At 60.7% G+C, this 25,380-nt stretch carries 23 protein-coding genes (1 of these 23 cut by a window edge); 9 read left to right on the forward strand and 14 right to left on the reverse strand.

Features of this window, described 5'->3' with window-relative positions; all coding sequences use genetic code 11:
* Window positions 1-112 precede the first annotated feature (112 nt).
* Window positions 113-1,057, reverse strand: coding sequence for an AEC family transporter (locus RTCIAT899_RS00705; protein WP_015338298.1), 945 nt, complete (start codon window positions 1,055-1,057; stop codon window positions 113-115).
* Window positions 1,058-1,451: 394 nt separating this feature from the next.
* Here RTCIAT899_RS00705 and RTCIAT899_RS00710 point away from each other — a divergent pair, with 394 nt between their 5' ends.
* A complete protein-coding gene (locus RTCIAT899_RS00710; RefSeq protein WP_015338299.1) occupies window positions 1,452-2,444 on the forward strand; it encodes an adenosine kinase in 993 nt (330 codons plus the stop codon).
* Between the two features lie 86 nt (window positions 2,445-2,530).
* Here RTCIAT899_RS00710 and RTCIAT899_RS00715 read toward each other — a convergent pair whose 3' ends face one another.
* Both RTCIAT899_RS00715 and RTCIAT899_RS00720 read right to left on the reverse strand, forming a co-directional pair.
* Window positions 2,531-3,130, reverse strand: a complete 600-nt coding sequence (locus tag RTCIAT899_RS00715) for a cadmium resistance transporter (RefSeq protein ID WP_244441452.1) — start codon at window positions 3,128-3,130, stop codon at window positions 2,531-2,533.
* Between the two features lie 96 nt (window positions 3,131-3,226).
* A complete protein-coding gene (locus RTCIAT899_RS00720; RefSeq protein ID WP_015338301.1) occupies window positions 3,227-3,766 on the reverse strand; it encodes an SH3 domain-containing protein in 540 nt (179 codons plus the stop codon).
* A gap of 190 nt (window positions 3,767-3,956) precedes the next feature.
* Here RTCIAT899_RS00720 and RTCIAT899_RS00725 point away from each other — a divergent pair, with 190 nt between their 5' ends.
* Both RTCIAT899_RS00725 and murA read left to right on the forward strand, forming a co-directional pair.
* Window positions 3,957-4,958, forward strand: coding sequence for a 2-hydroxyacid dehydrogenase (locus RTCIAT899_RS00725; protein WP_015338302.1), 1,002 nt, complete (start codon window positions 3,957-3,959; stop codon window positions 4,956-4,958).
* Between the two features lie 141 nt (window positions 4,959-5,099).
* Entirely contained in the window at window positions 5,100-6,413 is a 1,314-nt protein-coding gene (gene murA / locus RTCIAT899_RS00730) for a UDP-N-acetylglucosamine 1-carboxyvinyltransferase (protein ID WP_015338303.1), read from the forward strand.
* Window positions 6,414-6,440: 27 nt separating this feature from the next.
* Here the strand turns inward: murA and RTCIAT899_RS00735 are convergent, their stop codons facing one another.
* The 3 genes from RTCIAT899_RS00735 to recF all read right to left on the reverse strand — a co-directional run bounded on the left by RTCIAT899_RS00735 (window position 6,441) and on the right by recF (window position 8,965).
* Window positions 6,441-6,920, reverse strand: coding sequence for a GNAT family N-acetyltransferase (locus tag RTCIAT899_RS00735; protein WP_015338304.1), 480 nt, complete (start codon window positions 6,918-6,920; stop codon window positions 6,441-6,443).
* On the reverse strand, window positions 6,917-7,687 hold the full coding sequence (locus RTCIAT899_RS00740) for a molybdopterin-synthase adenylyltransferase MoeB (protein WP_015338305.1): 771 nt from the start codon (window positions 7,685-7,687) through the stop codon (window positions 6,917-6,919). The genes RTCIAT899_RS00735 and RTCIAT899_RS00740 overlap by 4 nt, the downstream gene beginning before the upstream one ends.
* Window positions 7,688-7,837: 150 nt before the next feature.
* The gene (gene recF, locus RTCIAT899_RS00745; RefSeq protein ID WP_015338306.1) at window positions 7,838-8,965 is read right to left on the reverse strand and encodes a DNA replication/repair protein RecF; all 1,128 of its coding nucleotides are present in this window, start codon (window positions 8,963-8,965) and stop codon (window positions 7,838-7,840) included.
* Window positions 8,966-9,352: 387 nt separating this feature from the next.
* Here recF and RTCIAT899_RS00750 point away from each other — a divergent pair, with 387 nt between their 5' ends.
* Window positions 9,353-10,156, forward strand: coding sequence for an APH(3'') family aminoglycoside O-phosphotransferase (locus RTCIAT899_RS00750; protein WP_015338307.1), 804 nt, complete (start codon window positions 9,353-9,355; stop codon window positions 10,154-10,156).
* Window positions 10,157-10,298: 142 nt separating this feature from the next.
* Here RTCIAT899_RS00750 and dnaJ read toward each other — a convergent pair whose 3' ends face one another.
* The 3 genes from dnaJ to RTCIAT899_RS00765 all read right to left on the reverse strand — a co-directional run bounded on the left by dnaJ (window position 10,299) and on the right by RTCIAT899_RS00765 (window position 16,240).
* Entirely contained in the window at window positions 10,299-11,444 is a 1,146-nt protein-coding gene (dnaJ, locus tag RTCIAT899_RS00755; RefSeq protein ID WP_015338308.1) for a molecular chaperone DnaJ, read from the reverse strand.
* Between the two features lie 82 nt (window positions 11,445-11,526).
* On the reverse strand, window positions 11,527-13,446 hold the full coding sequence (gene dnaK / locus RTCIAT899_RS00760; RefSeq protein ID WP_015338309.1) for a molecular chaperone DnaK: 1,920 nt from the start codon (window positions 13,444-13,446) through the stop codon (window positions 11,527-11,529).
* A 397-nt stretch (window positions 13,447-13,843) separates the two neighbouring features.
* The gene (locus RTCIAT899_RS00765; RefSeq protein WP_015338310.1) at window positions 13,844-16,240 is read right to left on the reverse strand and encodes a transglycosylase domain-containing protein; all 2,397 of its coding nucleotides are present in this window, start codon (window positions 16,238-16,240) and stop codon (window positions 13,844-13,846) included.
* Window positions 16,241-16,533: 293 nt separating this feature from the next.
* Between RTCIAT899_RS00765 and RTCIAT899_RS31800 the strand changes: the two genes are divergently transcribed.
* The 3 genes from RTCIAT899_RS31800 to RTCIAT899_RS00775 all read left to right on the forward strand — a co-directional run bounded on the left by RTCIAT899_RS31800 (window position 16,534) and on the right by RTCIAT899_RS00775 (window position 17,379).
* Complete coding sequence (locus RTCIAT899_RS31800; protein ID WP_015338311.1) at window positions 16,534-16,722, forward strand: hypothetical protein; 189 nt, start codon at window positions 16,534-16,536, stop codon at window positions 16,720-16,722.
* Between the two features lie 77 nt (window positions 16,723-16,799).
* Complete coding sequence (locus RTCIAT899_RS34365; protein WP_257714005.1) at window positions 16,800-16,922, forward strand: hypothetical protein; 123 nt, start codon at window positions 16,800-16,802, stop codon at window positions 16,920-16,922.
* Window positions 16,923-17,136: 214 nt separating this feature from the next.
* A complete protein-coding gene (locus RTCIAT899_RS00775) occupies window positions 17,137-17,379 on the forward strand; it encodes a DUF982 domain-containing protein (protein WP_015338312.1) in 243 nt (80 codons plus the stop codon).
* Window positions 17,380-17,603: 224 nt separating this feature from the next.
* Here RTCIAT899_RS00775 and RTCIAT899_RS00780 read toward each other — a convergent pair whose 3' ends face one another.
* The 5 genes from RTCIAT899_RS00780 to RTCIAT899_RS00800 form a co-directional block, all read right to left on the reverse strand.
* Entirely contained in the window at window positions 17,604-18,488 is an 885-nt protein-coding gene (locus tag RTCIAT899_RS00780; protein ID WP_015338313.1) for an SH3 domain-containing protein, read from the reverse strand.
* 665 nt (window positions 18,489-19,153) lie between these two features.
* The gene (locus RTCIAT899_RS00785; protein WP_015338314.1) at window positions 19,154-20,623 is read right to left on the reverse strand and encodes an efflux transporter outer membrane subunit; all 1,470 of its coding nucleotides are present in this window, start codon (window positions 20,621-20,623) and stop codon (window positions 19,154-19,156) included.
* 348 nt (window positions 20,624-20,971) lie between these two features.
* The gene (locus tag RTCIAT899_RS00790; RefSeq protein ID WP_041677758.1) at window positions 20,972-21,916 is read right to left on the reverse strand and encodes a phosphoribosylaminoimidazolesuccinocarboxamide synthase; all 945 of its coding nucleotides are present in this window, start codon (window positions 21,914-21,916) and stop codon (window positions 20,972-20,974) included.
* Between the two features lie 144 nt (window positions 21,917-22,060).
* Complete coding sequence (locus RTCIAT899_RS00795) at window positions 22,061-22,741, reverse strand: phosphoribosyltransferase (RefSeq protein WP_015338316.1); 681 nt, start codon at window positions 22,739-22,741, stop codon at window positions 22,061-22,063.
* A 13-nt stretch (window positions 22,742-22,754) separates the two neighbouring features.
* Window positions 22,755-23,555: a pseudouridine synthase gene (locus tag RTCIAT899_RS00800; RefSeq protein ID WP_041677150.1), complete on the reverse strand. Its 801-nt coding sequence runs from the start codon at window positions 23,553-23,555 to the stop codon at window positions 22,755-22,757.
* A gap of 356 nt (window positions 23,556-23,911) precedes the next feature.
* On the opposite strand from RTCIAT899_RS00800, the gene RTCIAT899_RS00805 reads away from it, so the two are divergent.
* Both RTCIAT899_RS00805 and RTCIAT899_RS00810 read left to right on the forward strand, forming a co-directional pair.
* Window positions 23,912-24,631 carry a response regulator gene (locus RTCIAT899_RS00805; protein WP_015338318.1) on the forward strand — a complete coding sequence of 240 codons (720 nt, stop codon included), beginning with the start codon at window positions 23,912-23,914 and terminating at the stop codon, window positions 24,629-24,631.
* A 3-nt stretch (window positions 24,632-24,634) separates the two neighbouring features.
* Window positions 24,635-25,380, forward strand: the 5' portion of a protein-coding gene (locus RTCIAT899_RS00810; protein ID WP_015338319.1) for an ATP-binding protein. 607 nt of this gene lie beyond the right edge of the window; 746 of the gene's 1,353 nt are visible here — the first part of the coding sequence; it begins with the start codon at window positions 24,635-24,637; its stop codon lies off the right edge, out of view.

Raw genomic sequence — 25,380 nt, forward strand, 5'->3', positions numbered from 1 at the left:
TTTGCTGCGCACTGGGTGGGAAGGCCGGGATGCGCAAAATATATGACCATTTTCCTGCCTGCTTCTCCGAAAGCGGAGAGATGCCGTTACGATCGGCGGGTTTCGGCCTCGGTTATCCGAGCAGATAGGCCCAGAGCGATACCGAGAATGCGCCGAGCGCTGTCGTCAAGGTAATCGTCGAGGCCGCGAGACTGTGGCCCACGCCGAAGCGATTGGCAATCAGCCAGGCGTTCACACCTGTAGGAACAGCGGCCGTGAGAACGAGTGCGGCCCGCCATTCCGGGCTCAGGCCGAGAAGAAGTCCGGCAGCCAGCACGCAGGCCGGCAGCAGAAAAAGCTTGAAGGCGGCAATGACGCTGGTGACGCCGAGATTGCCCGACAGCCCATATTGACGCAGCGCCATTCCGAGCGAGATCAGCGCAGCTGGGCCGGCGATGTTGGCGATGTTGTCGACGACCGTGCCAAGCGTTGCGGGGATGGGAAGGCCGGTCATGTGGACGATAAGACCGCAGAAAAGCCCGATGACGAGCGGATTGCGCAGGAGATTGCTGCCGACCTGACGCAGCAACTCGCCGGTGCTGCGGCCGGCGCCGGCATTCTCCTTGCGCTCGGCCTGCTCCATCAGCAGCGTGCCTGCGATCATCATCGTTGGGAGATGCACGGCGATCAGGATCGACATCGCCATGACGCCGTCAGGCCCTACCGTGCGCCCGACCAGCGGAAGGCCGATGAAGATCGTATTGGCAAACGCCGAGGAAACACCGGCGAGCACGCCGATGCGCGCATCCCGCCCGAAGAGCCGCGTTGCGACGATATGGCCGGCAGTCCAGGTGATGGCGACGCCGGAGAAATAGGCGATCCACAATCGAAACGGCGAAGCACCACGAAAATCCGCTTCGGCAATGGTCCGGAACAGCAGGAGCGGCACCGCGACCTTGAAGACGAACTCGCTCATGGCCTCACCGACATCGGTTTTCAGCAAACCCGTGCGCACAATGACCCAGCCGACGAGAATGAGCAGGAAGACGGGAAGAACGTCTATGAGGATTTCGGACACGCGGGTATGAAGCTCGTGATTTCGAGGAATTGGACCCGAAACTTGTAGCAGCTTGCCCGGGGCTGGAAACCCGCAAAACAAAAAAAGCGGGCTTGGCCCGCTCTTGTCGATCTCGCCCCGGTGAGGAGGTCCCCCCGGTGCACATGCCGCCAGTTCATCCGTGGTCGGCCCGCGTACCGGTGAGGCGGAAGGCATCATTCCTTCCCAAACTGGCTCGGAAGTCTTTCGAGCTTCCCATCCCAGTCGCGTGATAAGCATTTAAAGATAGAAAGTGACAGGCAAATGACTGATTGCAAGCAAGTTGGCCGCGTTGGCGCGGATTTTTCTTTAAAACTTCAGAAAAACCGATAATACCGGATACCGGCTATCACCAGGATCCGGGACCCTCCTATAGATGACTCGCTTCGATGTACTGACCGTCGGCAATGCTATCGTCGACATTATCGCCCGTTGCGACGATCAGTTTCTGATCGAAAACAACATCACCAAAGCCGCGATGAACCTCATAGACGCCGAGCGCGCGGAGCTTCTCTATTCGCGCATGGGCCCGGCTCTGGAAGCCTCCGGCGGAAGCGCCGGCAACACGGCGGCCGGTGTCGCGAATTTCGGCGGCAAGGCTGCCTATTTCGGCAAGGTTGCCGAAGACCAGCTCGGCCAGATCTTCGCCCATGATATCCGCGCCCAGGGCGTTCATTACGAAACCAAGGCGAAGGGCACCTTCCCTCCAACAGCCCGTTCGATGATCTTCGTCACCGAGGATGGCGAGCGCTCCATGAACACCTATCTCGGCGCCTGCGTCGAGCTGGGTCCCGAGGATGTCGAGGAAGACGTCGTTGCCGATGCAAAGGTAACCTATTTCGAGGGCTATCTCTGGGATCCGCCACGCGCCAAGGAAGCGATCCGCGAATGCGCCCGCATTGCTCATACCAATGGCCGGGAAATGTCGATGACGCTCTCCGACAGCTTCTGTGTCGGCCGCTACCGCCATGAGTTCCTCGACCTCATGCGCTCCGGCACCGTCGATATCGTCTTCGCCAATCGTGACGAAGCCCTCTCGCTCTACGAGACCGACGACTTTGAAAAGGCGCTGACTCTGATCGCAGCCGATTGCAAGATCGCCGCCGTGACGACGGGCAAGGATGGCGCCGTCGTCGTGCGCGGCAATGAGCGCTATGTCGTCGATGCCCATCCGATCGAGGAGCGTGTCGACACGACCGGTGCAGGCGATCTTTTCGCTGCGGGCTTCCTCTTCGGCTACACGCAGGGCCGTGGTCTGGAAGACTGCGCCAAGCTCGGCAATCTCGCGGCTGCCATCGTCATCGAGCAGATCGGCCCGCGGCCGATGCGGTCGCTGTCGGAAGCCGCCAAGGAATTCGGGCTTCTCTGACTGAGCCTGTCCCTGTCAGCAATCATCGAAGCCGCCTTCGGCAGATCGCAGGGGCGGCTTTGCTATAAAGTGCCGAAGCAAGCTCATCACCGAAAGAGCGTTACGGTTCCCGCCTCATAGAGGATGAGGATGCCGAGCGCGATCAGCACGAAGGGCACGACCCTGTGCCCATGTCGCCTGATCGGTGCGCCGAGCTTCGGATGATTGACGAGAGAATGTGCCGAGCCCAGCCAGACTGCCGTCAGCACTGCGAAGATGCAGCCGATGGCCAAAACCTCATAGGCGGAGCGCGTCGCAAAGAGAGGCGTATAGACGCTGATATTGTCGCCGCCATTGGCGATCGTTACCAAGGCGATCGCCACGATGTTTCCATGTCCTGCCGAGGCCTTGGCGTGATCTTGCGGATTGTCGCCGGCCTCCCCGCCGTTCCAGAGCTCCCATAGCCTGCTGAGGCCGAAATAGATCGGCGCAAGGCCGAGCAGGCCGATATAGGCGGCGGGAATGACGAGAGCGAGCAATGAGGCAATGGCGCTGACGCCGTAAAGAACGCCGATACCGAGATATTGGCCTATGATGATCTGCCTCAATCGGAACTTCGGATCGGCAAAGAAGCCGAGAAGCACGAAAATATCGTCTATGTTCGTCGATGTGAACGTAACGATTGCCACGCCAAGAACGCCGAGCACATACGCCAAGATAACCGGTCTCCGTTTTTCATACCGGATACATCATTGTGCCGGAAAGTCGCACCATCGCCTATGTGTGAAAAGCCAAGGAGTGCGTTACTTGAAGGCCTCGCCGGGATAGGCACCCCAGATTTCCGATTGCGCCACCCAGCCTTCGGTGCCGTCGGCGGTAACGAGGCACCAGTCGCCCGTGCACTCCTTGACACTCATCATCACGCCGGGCTGAAGCTTGGCGATGACGGCGGCGGATGGCTGGGATTCGCGGCGCATGTTGACGAAGACGGCCTTGCCCTTGCCTTTCATCCAGGGTGCGGCGATCGCCGAGCGCTGGCCCGACAGCAGCGACTGGTTGACCCAGCCCTCGGTGCCGTCGGCATCGCGTACACGCCGCCAATTATCGTATTCCTGAATGATTTCGACCGGCAGGCCCTGCTTGAGATAAAGCCATGATACGGCGTAATCCGCGCTCGGCCCGATGCGCAGGTTGACCCGCTTCGATTTCAGCGTGACGAAGCGCGGCAGCGGCAAGCCGCTCGGCCCTTTGGCGGCCTGGGCGACGGCAATATCGGCCGACACAGCGGCCATCATCAGGCCGATTGCGAAAATGGCGCAGGACTTCAAGACATTGCCATGCATGGGAGTTCCGTTCGTTCGTCATGACAAAGGCGCCATTCCGGCGACCTTTCGCTCCGGTGAGCGGCAAATCCTCGGATCGCGTCAGCGAGTTTTGTTTGTCTTCGCCTGCGGGTCTGGTAGAAATGCCCGGAACGGGAAAATTATCCTGCTTCTTGGTTAAGAACATCTGAACAAGGCATCGCCGCTCGCCATGACGACGAAGAAAAAACCGAAGGTCTACGTCACGCGCAAACTGCCTGACGCGGTGGAGACGCGCATGCGCGAACTCTTCGATGCCGAGCTCAACATCGATGATCGCCCGCGCACCAAGGATGAGCTTATCCAGGCCGTCCGCTCGGCAGACGTGCTGGTGCCGACTGTCACCGACCGCATCGATGCCGAGATCATCGATGAAGCCGGCCCGCAGATGAAGCTGATCGCCAGCTTCTCAAACGGCACGGATCATATCGATGTGGAGGCAGCCGCCCGCCGCGGCATCACAGTCACCAATACGCCCAATGTGTTGACCGAAGACACCGCCGATATGACCATGGCGCTCATCCTCGCTGTGCCGCGGCGACTGGCGGAAGGTGCGCGCGTGCTGACCGACAACCCCGGCGAATGGGCCGGATGGTCGCCCACCTGGATGCTCGGCCGCCGCATCCACGGCAAGCGCATCGGCATCGTCGGCATGGGGCGGATCGGCACGGCCGTTGCCCGCCGCGCCAAGGCTTTCGGTCTGTCGATCCATTATCACAATCGCAAGCGCGTCAATCCGGCGACTGAGGACGAGCTGGAGGCGACCTATTGGGACAGCCTCGACCAGATGCTCGCCCGCGTCGATATCGTCTCGGTCAATTGCCCGTCGACGCCGGCCACCTATCATCTGATCTCGGCCCGCCGCCTGGCGCTGCTGCAGCCGACGAGCTACATCGTCAACACGGCGCGCGGCGATGTTATCGACGAAGCGGCGCTGATCAAGATCCTGCGCGAGGGCAAGATCGCCGGCGCCGGCCTCGACGTGTTCGAGAACGAACCATCAGTCAATCCGAAGTTGGTGAAGCTCGCCAATGAGGGCAAGGTGGTGATCCTGCCGCATATGAGTTCGGCCACGCTGGAGGGCCGAATCGACATGGGCGACAAGGTCATCATCAACATCCGCACCTTCATCGACGGCCATCGCCCACCCAATCGTGTGCTGCCCTTTCGATGACGGAAGCATGCTGATTCGCCCGCTGAAACGGGGCTGAATACCCGGCTGCAAATTTGATCTCACTTCCCTCTCGCCGGTCATGTCCATGTCACAAAGCCGGCCCAGAGGTGACCACAACACAAATCAGGAAGGGCGGAAATCATGGCGCGCGCGCTGCCGCATGAGCGGATTCAATATGTGGTCGAGGGCGGCTTCAAGCTGTCGGGAGAGATCGAACCGAGCGGCAACAAGAATGCCGCATTGCCGATCATCGCCGCATCGCTTCTGACCGATCAGCGCGTCGAGCTCAGCAACGTGCCGCGCATTCGCGATGTCGAGGCGCTGGTGGAGCTGATCCAGTCCGTCGGCGCCAAGGTGCGCTGGCTCGGCCGCAACGAGCTTGAAATCGAGGCGCGCGAGCTTCGCCCCGCGAATCTCGATCCCGATCTCTGCGCCCGCATCCGCGCTTCCATCCTGCTCGCTGGCCCGATGCTGGCACGCTGCGGCGAGATCACCCTGCCGCCGCCCGGCGGCGACGTTATCGGCCGCCGGCGCGTCGATACGCATTTCCTGGCGCTGGAACAGCTCGGCGCGAGGATCGAGGTCAACAGCGTCTACAGCTTCCGCACGGAAGGGCTGCGCGGCGCCGATGTCTTTCTCGACGAACCCTCCGTGACGGCGACAGAAAATGCGCTTTGCGCCGCGGTTTTCGCTGAGGGAACGACGATCTTGCGCAATTGCGCTTCCGAGCCGCATGTCCAGGATCTCGCGCGGTTCCTGATTGCCATGGGCGCGCGGATCGAGGGTGTCGGCACGAATATGATGACCATCCACGGCGGCCAGCGGCTCGGCGGTGCATCGCATCGCATCGGCCCTGATCACAATGAGGTCGGCTCCCTGATCGGCCTTGCCGCCGTCACCGGCTCGGAAATCACCATCCGCCGCGCTGGCGTCGAGCATCTGCGCTCCACGCTGATGACCTTCGAGCGTTTGGGCATACGCTGCCAGATCGACGGCGATGATCTCATCATCCGCTCCGGTCAGGAGATGAAGATCCAGCCCGATTTCGGCGGCCATATACCGAAGATCGAGGATCAGCCCTGGCCTGCCTTCCCGGCCGACACCATGTCGATCGCCATCGTCACCGCCTCGCAATGCGATGGCGTCGTGCTGATGTTCGAGAAAATGTTCGAAAGCCGCATGTTCTTCGTCGACAAGCTGATCGCCATGGGCGCCCGCATCGTGCTGTGCGATCCGCATCGCGCCATCGTCGCCGGCCCGTCCAAGCTGCGCGCCGCCCAGCTCGAAAGCCCGGACATTCGCGCCGGCATGGCGATGCTGATCGCAGCCATGTGCGCCGAAGGAACGAGCGTCATCAACAATGCCCAGCAGATCGAGCGTGGCTATGAGCGCATCGAGGAGCGGTTGAATGCCATGGGTGCGCGCATTACCCGCATTCCGCCGCGGGAAGCGTGACGGCTCCGTCCACCGGCTGAGGATGCGCTAGGCAATCGGCTTGCGCATCTCGATCGATGTCGTCCGATCGAAACCGGCATGGCGATTTTCGGCCGTCTTCTGAAAGCCCCAGGCGGCGAAGGTAGCATGGTTGTCGACCAGCTCGATCCGCGTTTCCAGCCGCAAGCTCTTGAGCCCAAGCTCTCGCGCCGTTGTCTCAGCCATGCGCAGCAGCAGCTTGCCGATACCTTTACCCTGCGCTGCCGGCAGCACGGCAAGCTTGCCGACGTAAAGGCTTTCCACTTCCGGTCGGCAGAAAATGCAGCCGACCGGTTGCTCACCATCGAGTGCGGCATAAGCGATCTCGCTAAGTGCCTTCGCTTTCAGCGTTTCGGATGTCAGCGCCAGCGCCGAAGAGGGCGGAATAATGCGTCCGTTCATATAGGCAAAGGACGACAGGATGAGATCCAGCAACACATCCCACCGATCGAAGCCGTCAGCGAGGCGACGAAGCGCAATATCGCTCATTCGGCAGCAACCCGGGCGCGTTTGCAGCGATACCGTACGGTTTCGAAGCGTGAGGAAAGCCCATCATAGAGCAGCAGGCGGCCGATCAGCGGCTCGCCGATGCCTGTGATAAGCTTGATCGCCTCCATCGCCATGAGCGTGCCGATGACGCCTGTCAGGGCGCCGATGATTCCCGCCTCCGCGCAGCTCGGAATCAGGCTCTCCGGCGGTGGTGCCGGGAAGAGATCGCGATAGCGCGGATTGAGGTTGCCATCCGCGTCGCTTTCGTAAGGCTTCAACGTCGTCACGGACCCGTCGAATCTTCCGACAGCGCCGGTCACCAGCGGCAAGAGTGCTGCTTCGGTCGCATCGGCAGCCGCATAGCGCGTGTCGAAATTGTCGGAGCCGTCGATGACGAGATCGAAGCCGGGAAGGTGCCGCGTGGCGGTATCGGCGCTGAACCGCTCCTCGAAGCGGATGACGCGAACATGCGGGTTCAGCCGCGCGATGGCGTCTGCAGCGCTCTGCGTCTTCATTTCGCCGATCGTGCCGGTATCGTGAATCACTTGGCGTTGCAGGTTGGACAGCGAAACGCGGTCGTCATCGGCAATGCCGAGCGTACCGACACCGGCGGCGGCGAGATATTGCAGCACCGGCGCACCAAGTCCGCCGGCGCCGATGACAAGCACGCGGGCCGCCTTCAATTTTTGCTGGCCGGCACCGCCGACCTCCGGCAGGAGGATATGGCGGTGATAGCGGGCGATTTCGTCTGAGGTCAAAGGATCCATGTGCTGGAGTTTAGCACAATCGCGGTGAAGGAGGCGCTAGAGCCGGATGATTTTAGGTCTATTCGACCTAAAATCTGAATCCGGCTCTACAATCAAATAAGTAGAGCATGATGTCGTCCGAAAACCGCTCACACTTTTCGGCATCATGCTCTAAGATTTCGTAATGCCGCCTTGCGCCACGGTAAAGAATTGCGCGCGCTCGCCGAGCGCCGAGAACATCGACCTGTCGGTACCAGTCATGAAGGCTTGGCCGCCGAGGCCGTCGATGAGATCAAAGAGGGCTGCCCGCCGCCCCTCGTCGAGATGTGCAGCGATCTCGTCCAGTAGCAGGATCGGCGCATAGCCTGTAAGATTGCCGACGAGCCGCGCATGAGCAAGGATGAGCCCGACGAGCAGGGCCTTCTGCTCGCCGGTGGAGCAGCGTTCTGCCTCCATGTCCTTTTCGCGATGGCGTACGAGAAGATCGGCCCGGTGCGGCCCATCCAGCGTGCGGCCGGCAGCGGCGTCACGGTAACGCCCCTCGCGCAGCATATCGGCATAGGCATCTTCGAGATCGACGGCCGGCCTATCGAACTGTCCGTCGAGGAAGCCGGAAAGCGCGAGCGCTGCCGAGGGGAACGGCGTCGTTTCGCGGGTTTCGGCAATCAGCCGCGAGAGGAGGCCGAGCATTTCCTGCCGCGCGATCGCCATGGCGATGCCGAGGCTCGCCATCTGCTCCTCGATGCCGCCAAGCCAGGATGGATCGAACCGGTTTTCGGATAAAAGCTTGTTGCGGCTGCGCATGGCGCGCTCGAAATCGCTGGCGCGGCGGCCATGAGCGGGATCGAGCGACAGCACCAGCCGGTCGAGAAAGCGGCGACGCTCCGAGGAGCCGCCGGTGAACAGGCCATCCATCGCCGGCGTCAGCCAGAGAACGCGCAAATGATCGGTCAGCTCGTCGACAGTCTTGGCCGGCGTGCCGTTGATTCGAAGCCGGCGGGCGGTCGATTCGTCCACCGTGTCGATGCCGGTACCGATCTGGACGCTACCGTCCATGCCTTCGAGCTCGGCAAAAATGGAAAATCCGCCTGGCGCATTGACCCGGGTGACGTCGGTATAGGCGGCGCGGCGCAGGCCCCGGCCGGGCGAAAGCAGCGACACGGCTTCCATGAGATTGGTCTTGCCCGCGCCATTGTCGCCGGTCAGCACCGCATGCCGCACGTCAAGCGTCAGCGCCGCTGCCGCATAGTTGCGGAAGTCGGTCAGCTTGAGGCGCGAGATGAAAACCTTGTTCGGCATAGATCCCTAGGATTCGCAATCGATGGCCGAGGGGTATGCCGAACCCCGCACGAGTGCAAGGTTTTTGCCTGTCGTCAGCGATGTCAATCGAACGAAGCACCGTCGAGGGCGACCCCCGTCCTTCGACAGGCTCAGGATGAGGGTGGAGCGAATCTCGCGCCCAAATCAAAGAAATTGAAATGCCGAAGGTTAGTCCTCTCGGTGAAGAGGCCCGCGGGCCCGTCTCGAACCACGAGGACGGGTGATTCGCGTGTTCAAAATAAAATCCAGCCGAACCATCGCCCGGATTCATGTGAAACAATCTGAATTCCCGCAGAAGTTGGCGCCGGCACGTAGTGCTACCTATATCGCTATGCTTCGGAGACTTTTTGGGCGAAGGGGCATCAATTGGAATTTGTAGAAGCACTGCTTGCAAAAGCGAGCCGCGACTGGACGCGAGTGAAGACAGGCGAATCGGGAGATCTTGTCTATCGGCGCGAAGATGGCCGTGCCTATGCGAAAATAGCAGCCTCAGCCCGATCGGCAGACCTTGCCGGCGAGCGCGACCGGCTGCTTTGGCTGCAGGGCAAAGGCATTGCCGTGCCTGAGGTCATCGACTGGCGCGAGACGGAGGACGGTGCGTGCTTGATCATGACGGCGATCGCCGGTGTACCGGCCACCGATCTGGACGGAGAGACGCTGCTGAAAGCCTGGTCCTCGATGGCGCAGCAGCTGAAAGTTCTTCACGAGCTGCCCGCAGATCAATGCCCCTTTGATCGCAGCCTGTCGCTGATGTTCGCAAAGGCGGCGGATGTAGTTGCGCGAGATGTAGTGAACCCGGATTTTCTGCCGCCGGAGGATCAGGATAGGCCCGCCCGCGACCTGCTTGATCGCGTCGAGCGCGATCTGCCCGTCCGGCTGGATCAGGAGGCCATCGACAGGGTTCTCTGCCATGGCGATGCCTGCATGCCCAACTTTATGGTCGATCCGCATAGCCTGCAATGTACCGGGCTGATCGATCTCGGCCGTGTCGGCAAGGCCGATCGCTATGTTGATTTCACGCTCATGATTGCCAATGCCGAGGAAAACTGGACCGCGCCAGAGCAAGGCGAACGGGCTTTTTCAATTCTGTTTGAGACAATGGAAATCAAGAAGCCGGATCGCGAGCGTCTCGCCTTCTATCTCCGGCTCGATCCGCTAACCTGGGGCTGATTCGTGATTGCCAAAACTAGCCCTCATGGCGAAGAGGCCCATCGGGCCGTCTCGAACCACGAGGGCGGCTGATTCGCGTCCCCAACAAAAAATCCGGCCGAATCATCGGCCGGATTGATGTGAAACACTTCTGATTCGCGAATCAGTCGCTGAACGTATCGAAGAAATCCTTCATGCGGGCGAAGAAGCCCGTCGATTCGGGATTGTTGTCCTTCGAAGAGATCTGCTCGAATTCCTGCAGCAGTTCGCGCTGGCGCTTGGTGAGCTTCTGCGGCGTTTCGATCTGGATCTGGATGTAGAGATCGCCGACCTGGCTGGAGCGCAGCACTGGCATTCCCTTGCCCTTCAGGCGGAACTGCTTGCCGACCTGCGTTCCCTCGGGAACGCTGACGCGCGATTTCGTACCATCGAGCGTCGCCACATCGAAGGTGCCGCCAAGCGCTGCCGTCGTCATCGAGATCGGCACGGCGCAATAGAGATCTGCGCCATCCCGCTGGAAGAACTCATGCGGCTTGACGGAGAGGAAGATGTAAAGGTCGCCGGAAGGACCGCCTCGAAGACCCGCTTCGCCTTCGCCCTGCAGGCGAATGCGCGTGCCGTCTTCGATGCCGGCCGGAATGTTCACGGAGAGCGAGCGCTCTTCAGTCACACGGCCCTGGCCATGACATTTGGTGCAGGGATCGGGAATGATCTGGCCGCGGCCATGACAGGTCGGGCAGGTGCGTTCGACGGAGAAGAAGCCCTGCGCGGCGCGAACGCGGCCGGAACCCTGGCAGGTGCCGCAGGTCTTTGGCTGCGTGCCTGGCTTGGCCCCCGAGCCGGAACAGACGTCGCAGGTGATCGAGGTCGGAACGCGGATCTGCGCGGTCTTGCCGCTGAAAGCTTCCTCGAGCGAGATTTCCATATTGTAGCGAAGATCGGCGCCGCGCTCGCGGCCACCGGACGAGCGTCCGCGAGCGCGTCCGCCACCCATCATCTCGCCGAAAATATCTTCGAAAATATCGGAGAAGCCGCCGCCGCCGAAACCGGCTCCGAAGCCGCCACCGCCGCCCATGCCACCATGCTCGAAGGCTGCATGGCCGTAGCGGTCATAGGCTGCGCGCTTTTGCGGGTCCTTGAGCGTTTCGTAGGCTTCGTTGATTTCCTTGAACTTCCGCTCGGCGTTGCTGTCGTCCGGATTCTTATCCGGATGAAATTGCATCGCCAGCTTGCGAAAGGCGCTCTTCAGCTCTTTCTCGTCCGCTGTTTTTGAGACGCCCAATGTCTCGTAAAAATCCGCTTTTGCCATTAAGGACTAGACCCCGGAAATGGATTTCCGGCTGCCCCGAAGGCAGCCGGATTTAAGTCTCCTAGAACCTTTCGGTTCGTGCTTATGCAGACCGCTTATGGTCGCCTTCGTCCTTGATTTCCTCGTAGTCGGCATCGACGACATCGTCCTTGCCGCCTGCTGCCGAGGCGTCGCCGGAACCGGCTTCCGCTTGCTGCGATTCATAGATCGCCTGGCCGAGCTTCATGGAAACTTCCATAAGCGTCTGGGTCTTGGCCTTGATGTCTTCGGCATCCGGTTCGGAAGCTTCGGTTGCCGCCTTCAGCGCTGCAATCGCATCGGAAATCGCGGTGCGATCGGCTTCGGTGACCTTGTCGCCGTAATCCTTCAGCGACTTCTCGCTGGAGTGGATCAGGCTTTCAGCCTGGTTCTTGGCTTCGACACCTTCGCGGCGCTTCTTGTCTTCGGCAGCATGGGCTTCGGCATCCTTGACCATCTTCTCGATGTCGGCGTCGGAAAGACCGCCGGAAGCCTGGATGCGGATCTGCTGTTCCTTGCCGGTGCCCTTATCCTTGGCCGAAACCTGGACGATGCCGTTGGCGTCGATATCGAAGGTGACTTCGATCTGCGGAACACCGCGCGGTGCCGGCGGCAGGCCGACGAGGTCGAACTGGCCGAGCAGCTTGTTGTCTGCAGCCATTTCGCGCTCGCCCTGCGAAACACGGATGGTCACGGCCGACTGGTTGTCGTCGGCGGTCGAGAAGGTCTGGGACTTCTTCGTCGGGATCGTCGTGTTGCGTTCGATCAGACGGGTGAAGACGCCGCCCAGCGTTTCGATGCCGAGAGACAGCGGGGTCACGTCGAGGAGCAGAACGTCCTTGACATCGCCCTGCAGAACGCCGGCCTGGATAGCGGCGCCGAGCGCGACGACTTCATCCGGGTTGACGCCCTTGTGCGGCTCCTTGCCGAACAGCTGCTTGACGACTTCCTGTACCTTCGGCATGCGGCTCATGCCGCCGACGAGAACGACTTCGTCGATCTCGGCAGCCGTAACGCCGGCATCCTTGAGGGCTGCCTTGCACGGAGCGATGGTGCGCTGGACGAGATCGTCGACCAGGCTTTCCAGCTTGGCGCGGGTCAGCTTCAGCGTCAGGTGCTTCGGGCCGGTAGCGTCCGCCGTAATGAAGGGCAGGTTGATTTCGGTCTGCTGTGCGGACGAAAGTTCGATCTTGGCCTTTTCGGCAGCTTCCTTGAGGCGCTGCAGAGCAAGCTTGTCGCCCTTGAGATCGATGCCGTTGTCCTTCTTGAACTCGGCGACGAGATATTCGACGAGGCGCATGTCGAAGTCTTCACCGCCGAGGAAGGTATCGCCGTTGGTCGACTTCACTTCGAAGACGCCGTCGCCGATTTCCAGGATGGAGATATCGAAGGTGCCGCCGCCAAGGTCGTAAACGGCGATGGTCTTGCCGTCCTTCTTGTCGAGGCCGTAAGCAAGGGCTGCAGCCGTCGGCTCGTTGATGATGCGCAGGACTTCAAGACCGGCGATCTTGCCGGCATCCTTGGTTGCCTGGCGCTGCGCGTCGTTGAAGTATGCGGGAACGGTGATGACGGCCTTTTCGACCTTTTCGCCGAGGTAGGATTCGGCGGTTTCCTTCATCTTCTGAAGGATCATTGCGGAAATCTGTGCGGGCGAATAGCCCTTGCCGTTGGCTTCTACCCAGGCGTCGCCATTGTCGCCCCGAACGATGTTGAAGGGAACAAGGTGCTTGTCCTTCTCGACCGTCGGATCTTCGTAGCGGCGGCCGATGAGGCGCTTGACAGCGAAGAGGGTGTTTGTGGGGTTGGTGACAGCCTGGCGCTTGGCCGGCTGGCCGACGAGACGTTCACCATCGTCGGTGAAGGCAACCATGGAGGGGGTCGTCCGGGCGCCTTCGGCATTTTCGATCACTTTTGCGTCTTTACCGTCCATGACGGCGACGCAGGAATTTGTCGTTCCAAGGTCGATACCAATTACTTTTGCCATGTCATTCTCTCCTTGAAGCAAGCTATCGGAACCCCTGTCAGGCATTCCATTGACAGCCCCTTACGGGATGGTCTTGAGGATTGCGCAGCCATGACTGCGGTGATGCCGCGTATATAAGTAGCGGTTTTACTGACTGCAAGGCAGGAAATGGCCCGAAATCCAGCAAAACAAATGGTTTGTCGCTCAAATTCCACATGGTCCCATATGCGCCGGGGACCTCAGGAATTGACGCGACCGCGTATCAGAGCAGCCTTGCTGCGGCCATGCAAGCGTCTACTGCATAATTCTCTAAATCCGGATCGATTTAAGAATAAAATTCTGCAGCAGGTCCAAAGTGCCGCAGCGACCTTGGCGCCCCTGTATGACGCACGGTGCTGTGGGGTGCGAAATTGCGATTTTATCGGCCCAGGATGACATCGAGCAGCGACGAGCGGTGCGGCCGCGCCGTGACGACCGGAGCGCCGCCATCGCCGACATCGGCGGGCGGTATATCGCCGTCATATCGATTGGAGCTGTAAGGGTTGGCGTCGTCGGCCAGATTTGCCGGCGGCAGGTCCTGCGGGTCGTCGTTCGCGGAGGCCTGGTTGACAACCTGCGGCTGGGTCGGCTGTTGCGACGGCCTTTGCTGCAAGGCTGGCTGTTGCATAGGCTGCCCGCCATTGGCGACGCCGGAGATGATGTTGCCGATGGTGGTCGGCTGGTCGCCGTTCGGTCCTGCCTGCGCCATCGGCAGGCCGTTGTCGATGATCTGGCCGCCGCCGAAGATCGGCGTCGGCGCGATGCCCTTGTGGGCGGCGACCATGAATTCCTTCCACGCCTTTGCCGGCAGACCGCCGCCCGTCACCTTGCGCATCGACTTGCCGTCGTCATTGCCGAACCAGACGCCTGTGGTCAGGTGGCTGGTGAAGCCGACGAACAGCGCGTCGCGGAAGGATTGCGTCGTGCCCGACTTGCCGGCCGCCTGCCAGCCTGGAATGCGTGCTGTCTTGCCGGTGCCGTTAGTGATGACGCCGGCCATCATGGCGTTCATGTTCGTAACAATATCCGGGTTGAGCACGCGCTCCGGATTGTCTGTATTGGCGTGGTACAGCACCTTGCCGGAGGCGGTCGTTACCTTGGTGACGACATGTGGCGCCACTTTGTAGCCGCCGTTCATGAAGGTGGCATAAGCGGAGGTCAGCTCCAGCAGCGACACTTCGGACGTGCCGAGCGCGATCGAGGCATTGGCCTGCAGATCCGATTCGATGCCGAGCCTGCGGGCGACCTTGATGACCTGATCCGGCCCGACTTCGGCGACCAGCTGCGCGGCAACGGTGTTCAGCGAATGCGCGATCGCGGTGGCAAGCGTGACAGGGCCGCTATAGCGCTGTTCATAATTTTCAGGCGCCCAGTTGCCGATCTTGACCGGCATGTCGTTGCGGATGGAATTGGGTGTCAGGCCCATCTCAAGCGCTGCGGTATAGACGAACGGCTTGAAAGCGGAGCCCGGCTGGCGCTTGGCGGTGACCGCGCGATTGAACTGGCTCTGTGCATAGTCGCGGCCGCCAACGAGAGCACGGACGGCGCCTGTCGCGTCGACGGAAACCAGTGAGGCCTGCGATGCGTTCAGCTTCTTGCCTTCCTTTTCGAGCACATCGCTGAGTGCCTTCTCTGCCTTCTCCTCCAGCGACATGTCGAGCGTGGTGTCCACGATCAGGTCTTCCTTGACATCGCCGCCGATCAGCTTCGGTAGCTGGTCCATGACCATGTCGGCGACGTAATTCTCGGCGCCGCTCCAGTAGCTCTTCGATCGTGTCGGCGGCTGGGACATCGCCGTCTTGGTATCGGCCTCGGTGATGAAGCCTTGATCCTGCATCGCCTGCAGCACCAGTTGCGCGCGCGCCTCGGCGGCGGCAGGATCGCGGGCGGGCGACAGCCGCGAGGGAGCCTTGACCAGGCCGGCGAGCATGGCGGCCTCGCCGAGATTGACGTCCTTGGCCGATTTATTGAAGTAGCGCCGCGAGGCGGCCTCGACGCCATAGGCGTTGGAGCCGAAATAGACGCGGTTCAGGTACATCGTCAGGATCTGATCCTTGGTGTACTTGTGCTCCAGCCACAGCGCCAGCAGTACTTCCTGCACTTTGCGTTCCAGCGTGCGGTCCGGCGACAGGAAGAGGTTCTTGGCGAGCTGCTGCGTCAGCGTCGAGCCGCCCTGAACGGCATGTCCCGTCACGATATTCGTCACCACCGCGCGGCCAAGGCCGATCGGATCGAAGCCGAAATGCGAGTAGAAGCGCCGATCCTCGATCGCGACGATAGCCTCGGGAATATAGGGCGACATCTCGCTCAGCGATACGGCCTCGCCGCCCGTGGTACCGCGATTGGCGATCAGGGTTCCGTCGAGACCGTTGATCTTGACGTTCGGCGGCCGTTCAGGGATGGACCAGGTGCTGGCGCTCGGCATGCGCGAGCCGTAGTAGGCGACGAGCCCAGCAAGGCCGATACCGGCCCAGAGGCAGAGTACAAGACCCCAGTAGATCGTCGAACGGATGAAGCCGAAAAAGCCGCGCCGCGGCCGCGCACGGCGTGCCGGTTTGCGGCGGCTGCGGCGAGGCTTTTCGACCACGGGCTCATCCTCGTCGTCTTCGTCGGGCTCCGGCTCTTCGTAGTATGTTTTGGAAGAAGACGAATATTTCTTGGCCGAACGCCTGTTGCCGATGATGCGCTCGCCGGCATTGAATCCGTCCTCGATGCGTTCCCGGCCGCTGGAAAAGGATGGTTCTATCCTCTGGCTTGATTTCTTCTTATCTGCCATTGCCGGCCGGTCGTACCTCGGTGCCCTTGTATTCCATGCCTTCTATCAGGCTGATCGCAGCGGCGGTAGCGCGCTTCGAGCCAATGGGCGATCGAGGTAAAGCAACCCGCCTTGGTTCGGCCTCTCCTGAAGACATCAAATCCCGCCTGAAGTGTAAATGCGGCGATTTAAGGAGGGATTAAGAACATTCCGCCCCGCAACGGCGGCGATCTCTCCCTGCGACCGGCGGGCGCGCAAGGAACTTTTTGCCACCCTGAGCATTATCCTCTCATAAAAACAAAGAGGGCGAGCACATGACTTCATTACTGAAGATAGAGAAAATTGAAGAGAGCAAGCTGCGGGAGGTCTGGAGCGTCGAGGATTTCGTCCGACGCCACCGGATTTGCAAGGAGGAGGAAGCCCGGCTGAAAAAGCTGTTCGGCGACTTCGCAACGAAGCAGGAATTGCTCTCCAACGCGCAGCGGCCGCCCCAATTCCGTTGAAATAAAGTGGTTGGCCGGTGCGATGTTCATCGTGAGCCGCTGCGATCGAACGGATCGCAGCGGAGGAGGCTGAGCCAATGTGGAAACGTTTCGAACTGTGGCTGGTGGACCAGATCGACCGGATATTCGGCCTCGAGCGGCTTGCGCGCCGTGCCGGCTTTTCTCCGGATGAGGCGAGGCGGATCGCACGTGAAAAGTAGCTTTCCTGAGGCTTGATGTATCTGCGGCCGCCGGTGTTTCCTTGCAATTTGGGAATACTATACGCACTCGTATCGAATGAGGCTGCGTCGATACTTCACGTACAACAAGCAATCTTCCATATTTTCGAATGCTCTGAACAAGGTTATAGTATTGTCATGTGGCCGTCTCCATCGACGGCTCCAAGCAATTGGTAGCGCGTGAGGAGGAGTGTTCATGCGACACATCAAATGGAGCAATCCGATCGAGGTCGGTTTTGCTCAAGATAGGTTCCAAGTCGTGACAGGCCCTTCCGAGGCCCTTAGCTGCATGGCCAATCTATGGCCCGACCGCCGCGGCCCCCTCTATGTGGCGGCTCGAAGCCTTTGCCGGGCTGCCATTGACGGCCGCAAGTCTGCCGAAGAAGCGCGCGAGATGTTCATTTCGGCGACTCGGGAAGCGCGTCTAAAGATGCATTGAAGCATACCGCTGCCATCGGATTAACTGTCCAAACCTTGCGAACCGGCGAGAGCGCGGCAGAAGTCGAGAGTTTTGGGCGCGTGCTCTTCCGTGAAATCATCTCCTGAGTGAAGCTCCCGCATGGGGGTGCATTCTTCTGGGAGGGCAATGCACTTCACCAAAAAGGCCGGCGACTTTCAAAGTCGCCGGCCTTTTAGCTTTTCAGGTGGTCGCAGGGCCGGCCGTCAGCGGTTCGAGCCTCTCACGGACATCCGGCAGTTGGGCTCCGACGCGGGGCATGGATCCCTGTGGTTAGGGCTATAAGGTCCCGGGTCGCTTGCATTCGGCCGAGGATTGTTCTGTGGCTGCTGCGGCTGTGGTTGCGGTTGAGCCTGCTGCGGTTCCGGGCGCGGGCGGTTGTCCGGGCGATTATTGTCCGGGCGGTTGTTGTCGCGCTGGCGGTCCGGCCGGTTACCCCAATCCCGGTTGTCGTCCGGGCGCTGTCTGCCCCAGTCGCGATTGCCGTCGCGTTGTCTGTCCCAATCGCGGTTACGATCACGATCGGGCCGGCGATCCCAGTTGCGATCCTGTCCGTCATTCCAGTCGCGATTGCGATCAGGGCGGCGGTCCCAGTGGCCATCCTGATCATCATTCCAGCCGGAGCCGCGGTCCCAGCCCGGAGAATTGCGGCGGTCCCAGCCGCTGTCGGGCCGCCGATCGCCCCAGCCAGGGCCGCGGCGCCAGCGATCGCGATCGCGGTAGAAGTCGCGGCCGCGGTAATAGCGACCCCAATAATCGTCGAAATTGAACACCACTGTCGGAATACCGAGCGGCCGGTAATATTGCCGGTCGACATAAATGCGGCGCGACTGATAGGTCGCCTGGATATAACGGCCTGCAACCCAGCCACGGCCACCGTAGAAGGAGACGTCGCACCACGGCGTATCATTGAGGCAGCCATTGATCTGAAGGGGCACACCGACCGGGATCATCGTGACAGCCGGATAGGCGGTGCTTGGGCCTGACCGCATGTTGACGTTTGCCGTGGCAAAGCCTTCCGCCGCTTCCGCAATGGCTGGCAGCGCCATGAGCGCTGTCAGTAGACTCGCCGCGAGAACCTTGAATTTCATAAATCACTCTCCCTTTCGCGCACTTGGCCGCCCCGGCGCTTGTTCACAGTCACGCGCCTACCCCGGCGCTCTTTGGTAACACTAACCAACTTCGGCAAGATAAAGGTTTCTCCATGCAAGGGATCTGATAGGAATCCCAAGTGCCTCCTCAATCTGTGCATGTGTTGTAGAAGCATTTGCATGAATACAGCTTGAACGCGCCAGTTCGAACCGAAAAGGCGTTAAGGTTTTCGATAAAGGCTGCCGGGCTGCTTTAGAAGGTTTCTGGCAGAAACAACAAAGCGGCCTTGAAATTGCCACCTTGCCCTCTCATATACGCTTCAGTCATGCAGCCGATGGGCGCTGGCGCGCTGGAAAGCGAGCCGTTTCGTCCGTTAATATCATGAAAGTGGCGTTAACTCTTCGTTGACCTTTCATGATCAATCTGGCTGCAGTTCCGCCCTTGCCTTTGACCACGGATGTACTGGCACTGATGTGAAGGCGGATGGCGAAAGGCCGGGTCATTCCGGCCTTTTTGTTTTTGGCGATGGCGTGTTCTTGCGGAAGCGGAGCGCGCCATTTTCATTTTAGCCATCTCCATGCGCCCAAAAGAAAAACCGCCACAGATCCCTGCGGCGGTTTTCAAGTTCGAGCGGTAAGGCTCTGGTACGGCCTAGGCCATAGGCTTACATCGCCTTCTTGGCAGCAACCTTGATGGCCTCGGCCTTGGCTCTGGTCGGTCCAGCGGCCGCGATCGCCTTATCGGCCGGCACGTAGCCCGCGCCGATGTTGACGTTCAGCGAGATGTAGTCGAGAGCGCTCTGCTGGACAGCCTGCGCCAGGCTCTGCTGGGCTGAGGTCACGTTGCGCTGGGCATCGAGAACGTCGAGCAGCGAGGATGCGCCGTCCTTGTAGCTTGCCGTCGAGAGCTGCAGGGCTTCCTGGTAGGACTTGACCTGAGCCTGCAACGCAGCGACCGTCTGTGCGTCGCGGCTGACGGCCGAGAGCGCGTTTTCAACGTCTTCGATCGCCGAGCGTACCGTCGACTGCCAGGCGAGATAGTTCTCGCGGCTTGTCGATTCAGCGCTCTTGACGCCGGCACGCAGGGCGCCGCCGTCGAAGATCGGCAGGTTCAGCGATGGGCCGAACGACCAGGTGGTCAGGCCGCCGCTCGCTGCCGATGTATGGACATAGGTCGGCGAAATCGAGCCGCTGAGGGTGATCGACGGGAAGAGCTTGGCTTCCGCCACGCCGATCTGGGCCGTCGAGGCAGCAAGCTGACGCTCTGCAACGCGAATATCAGGACGGTTGCGGATGAGGTCGGCCGGAACACCGGTGCGGACGCTGCCGCGGAAGATCGGCTGCCTGCCGCCGCCCTGCATTTGCGCGATAATCGTCGACGAAGGAACGTTGAGCAGCGTCGCGATGTGGTGCACTTGCTGGCGATAGCTGATTTCATAACCGGGCACCAGCGCCAGCGTCTGGTTGACGAGGCCCTCGGCCTGGACCACGTCGAGGCGGGAAGCCGCACCGGCTTCGAGCTGGAACTTGGTCAGAGAAAGCGTATCGCGCCGCGACTTCAGGTTTTCCTGCGCGATCGAGATGAGCCTCTGGTAATAGCGGGCATTGACATAGCTGTTGGCGAGATCCTGCAGATATGTCAGGCGTGCAACGTCGACACTGGAATAGGCGGCGTCGACCGAAGCATTGGCGCTTTCCGTAGCGCGGCGATACTGACCCCAGAGGTCGAGCAGCCAGGAAGCCGAAGCGGTTCCCGTCGTCGTATTCCGCCGTCCAGCCGACGAAGAAACCCGCGAGCCACCCTTTTGACCGCTGGTCGTGTTGTCGCCTAACACGGTGAGGCTCGGGAGACCGCCTGCACCTGCTGTGACGACGGCAGCTTCCGCCTGGTTGATGCGTTCCAGCGACTGCTGGATGGTCAAGTTCTGGGCAAGTCCCTGTGCGGCGAAGGCATTCAGCTTGGTGTCGCCGAAAGCGGTCCACCATTGCGAGCCGGCGATATCGCCGTTCGCCTTCGTACCACCCTCCGAGAATTTGGCCGGGAGAGGCATTTCCGGTGGCTTATGGTCTGGGCCGCTGACGCAACCTGCCAAAACAAGCAGCAGGGCGGGGGCGGCAGTACGAATGGAAACCATCACTTTGTCCCACAATTCAATTTACTGATCAGTGTTTTTCGGGATCGGCTTGACCCCATATGCCGGCGCTCCAGTCTTACGCAACACAAACAACGACCCGAAGCGGTCGGCGACAATCTAGCAACGAGTTTTGCAATAGCACAGTGGCTTTTACGAATTCTCGGCAGCGAACATATGTGGGATCGGGCGAAATATCAGCTTGTCGGTAAAAAAAATCTAAAGTGTTGCAAAAAACATACCCTTGCATCCACAATCAAGGGATGTGAATGGCGCAAAACTCCATCTCCACCGCAACTTACGGGAAGTTGCAGCGTGCCGATTCAGCGAAACGACCGTTCAAACGGTCTCCTAAGGGAAATAGCGGACGAGGCTTGCGCGAACCCGGTCAAGCGGCGTTGCGCCGCGATCATCGGGCACGAAAGTTATGCCGGTGATCGCTTCATAGGCGCGTATATAGACCTTGGACGTCTCCTCGACCAACTCCCGTGGAATTTCGGGGATCTCGTCCTTATAGGGATCGCAGCGCTCCGTGACCCAGGCCCGCACGAAATCCTTGTCGAAGCTTTCGGGGCGCACACCGTTCTTGAAGCGGTCCTCGTAGCTGTCGGCCAGCCAATAGCGGCTGCTGTCGGGCGTGTGGATTTCGTCGGCAAGGATGATGGTGCCGTTTTCATCGGTCCCGAACTCATATTTGGTATCGACGAGGATCAGCCCCCGCTTGCGGGCGATTTCCTGTCCGCGCGCGAACAGGGCAAAAGCATAATTCGTCAGCGTCTGCCACTGCTGCTGTGTCAGAAGCCCGCCCTCGACGATCTGCTTCGGCGTCAGAGGCTCGTCATGACCGCCGTCGAATTCCTTGCTCGTCGGGGTAATGATCGGCTGCGGCAGGATCTGGTTGTCGCGCATGCCATCCGGCAGGGTGATGCCGTACATCTCGCGCTGACCCTTCTTGTAGAGCGTCAGGATCGAGGTCCCGGTGGTGCCGGCGAGATAGCCGCGAACGACGACCTCGACAGGCAGGATATTCAGCCGCTTGCCGACCACCACGTTCGGGTCGGGATAGTCGATCACGTGGTTGGGGCAGATGTCACGTGTCTGCTCGAACCAGTAGCGGGCGGTCTGTGTCAGCACCTGGCCCTTATAGGGAATGCAGGTGAGGATGCGGTCGAACGCGCTCAACCGGTCGGTGCTGATGATGATGCGGCTGCCGTCGGGCAGATCGTAATTTTCGCGCACCTTGCCGCGATAGTAGTTGGGCAATTCCGGAAAATAGGCTTCGGAGAGAGTTCGCAACGCGTCCACCAACAGGCTCGTGCATCCGCCCGACGGATGCTTCTTGAGCGGACCCTTAGCGTATTGCGGCCGGAAGCGGAACGGTTTTCACATATATAATATGCAATTTGCCTTCCATCGCATGGCCGCAACAGCAAAATGCGGTCAGCTCGGCCGACGCCAGCCGCTTCCGCTCCATTCGAGAAGAGGTGTCGAAAACACGCCGATGATTTTCTCGCTCCAGCGCTTGGCGCCTAGATCGACACGATCCCGCCAGCGTTCGGATTGCAGCATCGCCGCGCCGATCACCACGGGCTCGATGCCGCAGGACGTTAAAAGAGAAAGACCTGCAACGATCGAGGCGCCGCTGGAGATCACATCGTCGATCAGCGCGACGCGCTTTCCTTCCAGCAGCGGCAGCATGCGCGGGTCTATATAAAGACGCTTCTCCTGGTTTGGCGTGGTGATGGAGGAGAGCGGGACCGAAAGCTCCTCGCGGTACCAGAATTTACGCGATGTTCCGAGCGGCACGTAGCGCGTATGGCCGAGTGCGCGGGCCACTGCCGCCGCCAGCGTCAGGCCGAGTGTGGGCAATCCGGCAATGACATCGATATCATACGCTGCCATTCGCTTCGCAAGCGTCTCCGCAAGAGCGTCCAACACGATGAAGCTTGCCTGATTGACAATCAACGACGCCAGCGCATGTTCGCCGTCGGCGAGCACGCGGATCGGCAGCCGCAATTGCCGCCCGTCCGGCAGCTCGGCCACGTGGAAATCCGCACGCTCCGCCATTGGATCGAAGGTGCCCGGCGCATCCAGCTCCTGCCAGAAGTCATGAGGTTGCATCGCGCTCAGCCTTCTATCGATTGACTTTCATTCCGGCGCGCCGGTGCAGGCTCAGGATTTCGGCCTCGGTCAAGGCGCGCACGCCGCCCTTCGGCAAATCGCCAAGCGCGATGTCGCCAAAGGCAACGCGCACCAGCCGCAGGCATTCGATGCCAAGCGCCTCCAGCATGCGACGGATCTGGCGATTACGCCCTTCCTTCAGCTCCACCTCGATCCAGCTGTTGCGGTCGCCGCTGCGCAGCAGCCGGACCGAGCTCGCGGTCAGGAGTTCACCATCGTCGACGATGCCACGCTCCATGCGTGCCAGCTGTTCCAGGTCCATGATGCGGTCGACCTGCACATGATAGGCCTTGCCGACATGGCTGACGGGGTCGAGCAGGGCCTGCGCCAATACCGTGTTGTTGGTGAAGAGCAGCAATCCCTCGCTCGCCTTGTCAAGGCGGCCGACGGGCGCGAGGTGGCGGGCATCGATCTCCCTCAGGCAATCATAAACGGTCGGCCGTCCTTCGGGATCGTCGCGCGTCGTCACCAGCCCGCGCGGCTTGTTCAGCATGAAATAGAGCTTCTTTTCGGCTGATATCTCGATGCCGTCGACCGCGAACTTCGAATGCTCCAGATCGACCCAGATGGCAGGATCGGAGATCAGGCGGCCGTCCACGGTCACGCGGCCGGCGACGATCAACGCTTCCGCCTGCGTGCGCGAGCAATAGCCAAGCTTCGAAAGCGCCCGTGGCAAGGTCACACGCTTGCCTTCCGGCTCTGGGGTGCGCCTTGTCGCTTTGCCGGATCTCTGCGGTGATTGCCTTTGGCTCAACCGTCCTGCCTCATGAGCATGTTTCCCTGGCCCGACATTGCCGTCGGTGAAGGTCAATCCTTTCGCACGGCGGCGAGCAGGACGCAAACCCGCATTGTCGAAAAGGATCGGCGGTTTGGAAAAGCAGACAGGGCTCGCATTTCGTGGATGCGAGCCCTGTCGCGGGCCGGAGCGGGCGATGGGGTCGGGTAGGCGGCAATGAAGCTGCCGACATTCGCTCCGGAGGGATCCGGCTGCGGAGAAACTGCATCGCTTCTTTTGCTGGGATTTTTCAAAAGAAGGGAAATTTGTTACAGTTTGTAACGTCGGTCGTTTCCCTGTTGCCAAAACAGCCTCTCGCCCCGCATGGAAGAGCCATGGTTTCCGCATCGCTGCTTCTGGTCGAAGACGACCGCGAGATTAGGGCGCTCCTGGAGGAGTTCCTGAGCCGTGAAGGTTTTGCCGTACAGGCCGCCGACAGCGCCGCGGCTATGGATCGCATTCTATCCAAGGGCTTCCCCGATCTGATCATCCTCGATCTGATGCTGCCGGGTGAAGATGGTCTCTCCGCATGCCGGCGCATCCGCACCCGCAGCAAGGTGCCTATCCTGATGCTGACGGCGAAAACCGAAGATATCGATCGCATTCTCGGCCTCGAAATGGGCGCCGATGACTATCTCGGCAAGCCTTTCAACCCGCGCGAGCTCCTGGCACGCATCCGCGCCATTCTCCGCCGCTCCGGTCCGGAGCGGCCGGAAGATGCCGGCATTCCATCACGGCGCAAAAGCTTCGCCGGATTGATCGTCGATCTCGACGGCCGGGTGATCGAGATGGATGGCGAGCGTGTCGTGCATCTGACGACCGCCGAGTTCGATCTGCTCGTCTGCTTCCTCGAAAGACCGCGCCGCGTGCTGTCGCGCGAGCAATTGCTCGACTGGACGCGCGGCCGTGGCGCCGATCCTTTCGATCGGACGATCGATGTTACGGTCTCCCGCCTGCGCACCAAGCTTGGCCATTGCCTGCCTGATGGCGCTCAGATCATCACCACGGTGCGCAATGCCGGCTATCTCCTTACAAGGGACGTGAAGGATGTCTGAACCATGCTGAAACTCGGTCTGGTCGCCCGCATCATCATGATTGTGGCCGTGGCGCTGTTCATCATTCAGCTTGCGGCCTTTGCGGCCGCACAGCTGAAGCCGGATACGCCGTTCAATCCGGAGCGGTCGCCCGCCAAACAGGTGAAGACTGCGATCCGTCTTCTCGATGCCATTCCGCCCGAGGCGCAGCAGGCGGCCGTGCGGGCACTGAATGCTAATGGCCTGGCGATCCACCTGGCCGATCCGCCGGCCATGGGCCAAACGGGGGAGGCGTCCAATCTGACGCTTACCGAGAAGCTCGCCCGCGAATTTGCCGCGATCGCGCTCGGCAACCGCTATTTTAACATGCGGTCGCTTTCCGAAAAGCCACGGGGCTGGTTTTCCGTCGGTGCGTCGGACAGGATCGTGGAGGTGTCGATCGGCGTTGCCGGCGGCAAGATCGCCGTCTTCAATCTGCCCGAAACGCCGACGGTGCGATTGAACGGTATTCCCATCGGCCTCATTGGCGGCATCCTCGGCATACTGGTCGCCGTGATCGCCATTGCCGCCGTCGCGCGGGAAACCCGGCCCCTGACGCGCCTGTCGCGAACCGTCAACTCGATCGGCAATGGTCTGCAGCCGGTTCATATTCCCGAAAGAGGCGCCTGCGAGTTGCGTCTGTTGATCAAGGCGATCAATGCCATGCAGTTGCGCATCGCCGCGCTCGTCAGCAACCGCACCCTCATTCTCGGAGCGATCTCGCACGATCT

It is taken from the genome of Rhizobium tropici CIAT 899, from assembly GCF_000330885.1.
In the GTDB taxonomy this organism is placed as follows: Bacteria; Pseudomonadota; Alphaproteobacteria; order Rhizobiales; family Rhizobiaceae; genus Rhizobium; species Rhizobium tropici.

Coding starts and splice junctions, on each gene's coding strand:
- RTCIAT899_RS00710 (WP_015338299.1), top strand. CDS start 1,452: ATGACTCGCTTCGATGTACTGACCGTCGGCAATGCTATCGTCGACATT.
- RTCIAT899_RS00720 (WP_015338301.1), bottom strand. CDS start 3,766: ATGCATGGCAATGTCTTGAAGTCCTGCGCCATTTTCGCAATCGGCCTG.
- RTCIAT899_RS00725 (WP_015338302.1), top strand. CDS start 3,957: ATGACGACGAAGAAAAAACCGAAGGTCTACGTCACGCGCAAACTGCCT.
- murA (WP_015338303.1), top strand. CDS start 5,100: ATGGCGCGCGCGCTGCCGCATGAGCGGATTCAATATGTGGTCGAGGGC.
- RTCIAT899_RS00735 (WP_015338304.1), bottom strand. CDS start 6,920: ATGAGCGATATTGCGCTTCGTCGCCTCGCTGACGGCTTCGATCGGTGG.
- RTCIAT899_RS00740 (WP_015338305.1), bottom strand. CDS start 7,687: ATGGATCCTTTGACCTCAGACGAAATCGCCCGCTATCACCGCCATATC.
- recF (WP_015338306.1), bottom strand. CDS start 8,965: ATGCCGAACAAGGTTTTCATCTCGCGCCTCAAGCTGACCGACTTCCGC.
- dnaJ (WP_015338308.1), bottom strand. CDS start 11,444: ATGGCAAAAGCGGATTTTTACGAGACATTGGGCGTCTCAAAAACAGCG.
- dnaK (WP_015338309.1), bottom strand. CDS start 13,446: ATGGCAAAAGTAATTGGTATCGACCTTGGAACGACAAATTCCTGCGTC.
- RTCIAT899_RS00765 (WP_015338310.1), bottom strand. CDS start 16,240: ATGGCAGATAAGAAGAAATCAAGCCAGAGGATAGAACCATCCTTTTCC.
- RTCIAT899_RS31800 (WP_015338311.1), top strand. CDS start 16,534: ATGACTTCATTACTGAAGATAGAGAAAATTGAAGAGAGCAAGCTGCGG.
- RTCIAT899_RS34365 (WP_257714005.1), top strand. CDS start 16,800: ATGTGGAAACGTTTCGAACTGTGGCTGGTGGACCAGATCGACCGGATA.
- RTCIAT899_RS00775 (WP_015338312.1), top strand. CDS start 17,137: ATGCGACACATCAAATGGAGCAATCCGATCGAGGTCGGTTTTGCTCAA.
- RTCIAT899_RS00780 (WP_015338313.1), bottom strand. CDS start 18,488: ATGAAATTCAAGGTTCTCGCGGCGAGTCTACTGACAGCGCTCATGGCG.
- RTCIAT899_RS00785 (WP_015338314.1), bottom strand. CDS start 20,623: ATGGTTTCCATTCGTACTGCCGCCCCCGCCCTGCTGCTTGTTTTGGCA.
- RTCIAT899_RS00795 (WP_015338316.1), bottom strand. CDS start 22,741: ATGCAACCTCATGACTTCTGGCAGGAGCTGGATGCGCCGGGCACCTTC.
- RTCIAT899_RS00805 (WP_015338318.1), top strand. CDS start 23,912: ATGGTTTCCGCATCGCTGCTTCTGGTCGAAGACGACCGCGAGATTAGG.